This window comes from Psychrobacillus sp., from assembly GCF_056205495.1.
The window spans coordinates 1-6,593 of sequence record NZ_JBAEAP010000369.1 but is presented as its reverse complement, the minus strand read 5'-3'; the positions used below and the strand labels follow the sequence as shown (position 1 = coordinate 6,593).

The window sequence follows — 6,593 nt, the reverse complement described above, 5'->3', positions numbered from 1 at the left end:
CGTAAGTAATTATATTTTAATTACCTACTAAAGTCAACTTCTCTTTCATGAAAGAAATCCCCTTTCCCGTATTGGCTGTGAAGTTTTATGAGAAAGCAATTGTTTTGTAGCTATCTAGCGTAGCTTTTCATGGAAGATAATCTTTTATTCTTTCCTTAAAGCTATAAATTTCTGTAAGCGGTGATAAACTCTTAGTGAACGGTGATATTTTTCTCCGAACGGTGATAAATAAAAATGTTACCATGATCTTACTCTTTTTTATTATGCACATAGCCCACCTACATTATAAGAGCCACTAATCTCTTTAGATTAGCGGCTCTCTATTTATACTCGGGCAAACTTTTTTTCTTCGTAGGCTTTGATTTGGTCTTCGTATTGGAAGGTTAATGAGATTTCGTCCCAGCCGTTTAGAAGCATCTTCTTTTGGTAAGGGTCGATTGGGAATGAATACGAGACTCCATCCTCACCCACTATTGTTTGCTCCTCTAAATTTACTTCTATTGAATAATTTTCTTTACTTAAAATGGCTTCTACTTCCTCTACCGATAATTTAATCGGAAGAATGCCGTTTTTCATACAGTTGTTGTAGAAGATATCCGCAAAGCTTGGTGCGATGACGACACGGAAGCCATAGTCCAGGATCGCCCATGGGGCATGCTCACGTGAGGAGCCGCAGCCAAAGTTTTCATGTGCCACTAGAATAGTGGATTCCTTATAACGCTCGTCATTTAAGATAAAATCTCCACGTTCGTTTCCTTCAGCATCGAAGCGCCAATGGTAGAAAAGATATTTTCCAAATCCTGTGCGCTCGATTCTTTTAAGAAACTCTTTGGAAATAATTTGGTCTGTGTCAACGTTTTTTCTATTTAAAGGTGTAACGATACTTTTGATTTCATTGATGGGCTCCATGTTTTTTCCTCCTTAAGCAGGCACTAGTTGAAATTTTCGAACGTCTACAATATGTCCTTCGATAGCTGCAGCAGCTGCCATAGCTGGACTCATGAGATGAGTTCGCGCTCCTGCTCCTTGTCTGCCTTCAAAGTTACGATTGGATGTGGATGCACAATGCTCTCCAGCGGGAACGATGTCATCATTCATCGCTAGACACATACTACAACCGGATTCACGCCATTCGAAGCCTGCTGACTTGAAGATTTGGTCGATGCCTTCCTCTTCCGCTTGCTTCTTCACGGTTTGCGAGCCTGGTACTACAATAGCTTTGACGTTTGGATGAACAGTGCGCCCCTCTATTATTTTAGCGGCGTTGCGCAGGTCGCTTAAGCGAGCGTTCGTACATGAACCGATAAAGACATTACTAATTCGAATATCTGTCAATGGCATACCTTCCTGCAGTCCCATATACGTAAGTGCTTTTTCATGTGCCTGCTGATCGGAAGCCTCTTGGAAGTCTGTTTTATAAGGAATACTTTGGGATACTCCAGAGCCCATCGAAGGGTTTGTTCCCCAAGTGACAAATGGCTCGATTTCATCTGCATTGATTTCCACAGTTTTGTCATATGTAGCTTCTGGATCAGACGCCAATGCTAGCCAGCGTGAAGCTTCCTGTTCAAATGCTTCACCTGTTGGAACGTATTCTCTGCCTCGTAAAAACTCGACTGTTGTCTCGTCTGGGCTAATCAAACCTGCTCTCGCTCCTGCTTCAATCGACATATTACAGATGGTCATGCGCTCCTCCATCGTAAGCTTCCGGATAGCTTCTCCGGTATATTCCACGATGTAGCCAGTTCCCATATCAATTCCGAACTTGGCGATGATAGCTAGGATAATATCTTTTGCGGTTACTCCTATCCCTAGCTCGCCATTCACTTTAATTTGCATCGTTTTTGGTTTAGCCTGCCAAAGAGTTTGAGTCGATAAAACATGCTCTACCTCACTTGTACCGATACCAAATGCGATGGCACCAAAGGCACCGTGTGTGGAGGTATGACTATCTCCACACACGATTGTTTTACCGGGCTGCGTTAAGCCTAGCTCTGGCCCGATAATGTGAACAATTCCTTGGTCTGGATGTCCGATATTTGCTAATGGAACTCCGAACTCATCACAGTTTTGCTGTAACGTATTAATTTGTTTACGGGCAATTTCATCTTTAATTTCTTTTTGATTTCTCGTTGGCACATTATGATCCATCGTCGCGAAGCAAAGGTCTGGGCGGCGTACTTTACGATTATTTAAGCGCAAGCCCTCAAACGCCTGGGGAGACGTTACCTCGTGAAGCAAATGAAGGTCGATATAGAGAAGGTCTGGTTTCCCCTCTTCCTCGTATACAATATGTTCATCCCAAATTTTCTCGATAATCGTTTTTGCCATGTAGTCCCTCTCCTTTTATACGTATGAATACATAATGCTTTCTGAAACAAATTCTGAGTCTAATTCATCTAACACCTTGTCAGTCCATTCACTTGTGGAAAGAACTCGCTTCCCGTTCGTCTGCAAATCTAATGTAAAGTAACCATCGTTTAGTACATTAAATACCGCTTCTTCGATAGCAGCAGCCTCTGTTTCCATTTGGAAAGCCTCACGGATCATCATGGCAGCAGATAGGATACAAGCAGCAGGGTTCGCTTTGTTTTGACCCGCAATATCTGGAGCAGAGCCATGGACCGGTTCATAAAGACCAAAACCGTCTCCACGCGTACTAGCAGAAGGTAGCATTCCTAGCGAACCAGTGATCACCGAAGCCTCATCGCTTAAAATATCTCCAAACATATTTTCTGTTACGATGACATCAAAATCACCTGGCTTTGTGATAAGCTTCATCGCAGTTGAATCGACTAGCATATGCTCTACCTCAACGTCCGGATAGCCTTGTTTCTTCTCTTCCACTATTTCTCTCCACAGCTTGCTGGAATCCAGTACATTTGCTTTGTCTACAGAGGCTAGCTTACCTCTTCGGCTCCGGGCAAGCTGGAATGCCGTGTCTACAATTCGCTCGATTTCAGAGCGAGTATAGACTAAAGTGTCCAATGCGTAATCTTTCGTTTTCTTCCGAGGCTCTGCAAAATATAAGCCGCCAGTAAGCTCTCGAACAATTACCATGTCAACATTTTCTGCGATTTCCTTTTTAAGTGGAGAAGATTCTAGTAGAGCTGGAATAGCCTTCACTGGACGAATATTCGCATAAAGTCCGAAGTGCTTGCGAATTGCCAATAAACCTTTTTCAGGGCGTAAATGAGATGGGTTTTGATCCCATTTAGGTCCACCTACCGCACCTAATAGGATGGCATCACTATCACTGCACAAGCTGATCGTTTCTTCTGGCAGTGGATTTTGACAAGCATCAATTGCTGCTCCGCCGATTAACGCAAATTGCAGATTAAATGTATGATTATATCGCTTTGCAATTGTTTGAAGCACCTTTACCGCTGCCTCCGTTACTTCAGGACCGATTCCATCACCAGGTAATACCGTTATTGTTTTTTCCATCCCATTCACTCCCATTGTTTTATTTATTGAATGACTGCTACACGCTCTTTAAAATGTGCATTCATTAGTTGTCGATTGACTGCATTGATGTACGCTCTCGCAGATGCCTTAAGTACATCCTGCGATGCATTTCTTCCAGAAGAGGTTGCTCCGTTGTACGATAAATTGATCACTGCCTCGCCTAGAGCATCTCGCCCTTTGGAAACGGAGGAAACCCGATAATCCAAAATTCTTACCTCTCCATTTACTAGCTTTTCTAATGTGTTAAAGATTGCCTCTACCGCACCAGAACCGTTGCCTTTTGCGGTAGTGCTCTCACCAGTTGGCATCTTCACTGTGATGGATGCAGTCGGTACATTGTTTTCGTAGTTAATGACTAGTTCCTCTAATTCATAAACCTCAACTTCTCCACTACTTACTTGCTGATCTGTCAATAAAACAAATAGATCCTCATCGGATATTTCCTTTTTACGATCCGCAAGCTTCTTAAATGCTGTAAAGGCTGCATTTAGCTTTTCATCGCTTAACTGGAAGCCCATTTGCACTGCACGACTAAAGAATGCGTGACGACCGGAATGCTTACCAAGCACTAGCTCGGTTGCTACATCTCCAATTAGCTCTGGAGTAATGATTTCATACGTTTCAGGGTTTTTGAGCATCCCGTCCTGATGAATGCCGGATTCATGAGCAAAGGCATTTTTTCCGACGACTGCTTTGTTTGGCTGAATGACGACTCCAGTAAGCTTACTTACTAGCTGACTCGTACGCTTAGTTTCCTTTAGAACGATGCCTGATTCCGCTTGGTAATAATCGCTTCGAATATGCAACGCGACCGCAACTTCTTCTAGTGCTGCGTTTCCTGCACGTTCACCGATTCCATTAATCGTGCCCTCTACCTGTGTCGCTCCATTTTCAATAGCTGCAAGTGTGTTCGAAACAGCAAGACCTAGATCATCATGACAATGTGCAGAAAGCTTAACCTTCTCAATACCAGTAACATTCTCGGACAAATATCTAAACAAAGCACCATATTCAATTGGTGTTGCATAGCCCACTGTATCTGGGATATTAATCGTTGTAGCTCCGGCTTTAATGACTTCATTGATAATACGAACTAGAAAATCCTTGTCAGATCGTGTTGCATCCTCAGCTGACCATTGCACTAATGGAAAGTATTTACGTGCTAGCTTTACCGACTCTACTGCAATTTCTATAACCTGCTCCGGTGTTTTGTTGAGCTTGTATTGCATATGGATTGGCGATGTAGCGATAAATGTATGGAGATGAGGCTGAACCCCTCCTCTTAATGCCTCCCAGGACGTTTCAATATCGCTTTTGATCGAACGAGCGAGACCTGTTACGACTGAATTTTTAACGGTGTTCGCTATTTGCTGAACTGCGTTGAAATCACCAGGTGACGAAGCAGGAAAGCCTGCCTCAATAATCGATACTCCAAACTTTTCTAGCTGGCGAGCGATCTCTAGCTTTTCCTGGGTGTTTAAGTTAATCCCCGCAGATTGCTCCCCATCTCTTAGTGTCGTGTCGAAAATATCAATTTTGGCCACTCGTCACCACTTCCTTCTTCGCTTTTTTTCCTTCATTGATAAATGGCATCATTTCTCGTAGCTGTGCACCTACCGTTTCGATTGGGTGCTCTGCCTCTGCTTGTTTGATGGCATTGTATTTTGGTCTGCCTGTTTCATTTTCTTCAATCCATTCCTTCGCGAACTTACCGTTTTGGATGTCTGTTAATACATCCTTCATACGGTCCTTCACGGACGAATCAATGATGCGTGGACCAGAAACGAAATCTCCCCACTCCGCTGTGTCAGAAATGGAAGAGCGCATCGTCGCCATTCCTCCCTCGTACATCAGGTCAACGATCAGCTTTAACTCATGTAACGTTTCAAAGTATGCAAGCTCTGGCTGATAGCCTGCTTCTACTAATGTTTCGAAGCCTGCTTTTACGATTGCTGTTGTACTACCGCAAAGCACTGCTTGCTCTCCGAAAAGATCCGTTTCTGTTTCTTCCTTGAAAGTTGTTTCTAATACTCCAGCACGAGCAGCTCCGATACCTTTTGCATAAGCCAAGGCTAAATCTTTTGCTTGCCCAGTTGCATCCTGATATACCGCAAATAAGCCAGGTACACCTGCTCCAGACTCAAATGTACGGCGTACTAAATGCCCCGGTCCCTTTGGAGCTACTAAAAATACATCCACGTCTGATGGAGGAACGATTTGGTCGAAGTGAATATTAAAGCCGTGAGCGAATACTAACGCCTTGCCCGCTGTTAAAGCAGCTTCGATTTCTGCCTCATACACTGCTTTTTGTCGTTCATCTGGCAATAAAATCATAATTACATCTGCTTTTTCAGCAGCCTCCTGTACGGAGTAAACCTCTTGCCCATCTTCTTGTGCCTGGTCAAAAGATTTACCTGCACGAATTCCTACGATTACGTTAAATCCTGAGTCCTTTAAGTTTTGGGCATGTGCATGACCTTGTGATCCGTACCCGATGATTGCAATTGTTTTTTCCTTTAAAGTTCCTTCATTGATATCTCCGTTATAATACATTTTCGCCATTTTCATTTCCTCCTCAGATTGTTTGTTTTGTTATTGCAATATAGAAAGATAAGGTGCATTTGCGGCCTTTTGAGTTTCTCTTACAAAGGCTGTAACACCGGTTCTTGTTAACTCTTTAATGCCATAAGGCTTGACGAGCTCGATGAACGCATCTATTTTCTCTGGATTACCTGTAACCTGGAATGTAACAACATTTTTCCCTGTATCAATGGTAGATGCTCGGAAAGGCTCTACTAAACTATTGATTTCAGCTCTTACAGACGGTGGAGATACGACCTTTACTAATGCGAGCTCCCTGACTACTATTGATTTTTCTGTAATATCATTTACCTTCAGCACGTCTACTTGTTTTTGAAGCTGCTTTAACAGCTGTTCAAGCTTCTGTTCATCCTCTACGTTAACGACAAAGGTCATTTTAGAAATTTGGGGCTGCTCGGTGTGACCTACTGTGATGCTCTCAATATTGAATTGACGCTTCATGAGGAGGCCAGTCACGCGATTAAGCACTCCACTTTGATTGATGACCGTGACAGTAATGATTCGTTTCATTCTGGCTTCACCCC

The 6,593-nt window shown here is 43.1% G+C and carries 6 protein-coding genes; all 6 read right to left on the bottom strand.

All coding sequences use genetic code 11. From position 1 onward, the window contains the following. Positions 1-324 precede the first annotated feature (324 nt). Genes leuD through ilvN form a run of 6 tightly spaced genes read right to left on the bottom strand, consistent with a single transcriptional unit; the run spans position 325 to position 6,579 of the window. Positions 325-909, bottom strand: coding sequence for a 3-isopropylmalate dehydratase small subunit (gene leuD / locus AC06OU_RS11060; RefSeq protein WP_475855791.1), 585 nt, complete (start codon positions 907-909; stop codon positions 325-327). Positions 910-921: 12 nt separating this feature from the next. Beyond that, positions 922-2,331: a 3-isopropylmalate dehydratase large subunit gene (gene leuC / locus AC06OU_RS11055; protein WP_475855789.1), complete on the bottom strand. Its 1,410-nt coding sequence runs from the start codon at positions 2,329-2,331 to the stop codon at positions 922-924. Positions 2,332-2,346: 15 nt separating this feature from the next. After that, positions 2,347-3,447 (bottom strand): 3-isopropylmalate dehydrogenase, encoded by a 1,101-nt coding sequence (gene leuB, locus AC06OU_RS11050; protein ID WP_475855787.1) that lies wholly within the window; start codon positions 3,445-3,447, stop codon positions 2,347-2,349. Between the two features lie 23 nt (positions 3,448-3,470). Then, entirely contained in the window at positions 3,471-5,012 is a 1,542-nt protein-coding gene (locus tag AC06OU_RS11045) for a 2-isopropylmalate synthase (RefSeq protein ID WP_169358837.1), read from the bottom strand. Next, entirely contained in the window at positions 4,999-6,036 is a 1,038-nt protein-coding gene (ilvC, locus tag AC06OU_RS11040; protein ID WP_475855785.1) for a ketol-acid reductoisomerase, read from the bottom strand. Before ilvC ends, AC06OU_RS11045 begins: the two co-directional genes overlap by 14 nt. A 24-nt stretch (positions 6,037-6,060) precedes the next feature. After that, on the bottom strand, positions 6,061-6,579 hold the full coding sequence (ilvN, locus tag AC06OU_RS11035; RefSeq protein ID WP_169358835.1) for an acetolactate synthase small subunit: 519 nt from the start codon (positions 6,577-6,579) through the stop codon (positions 6,061-6,063). Between the last annotated feature and the right edge of the window lie 14 nt (positions 6,580-6,593).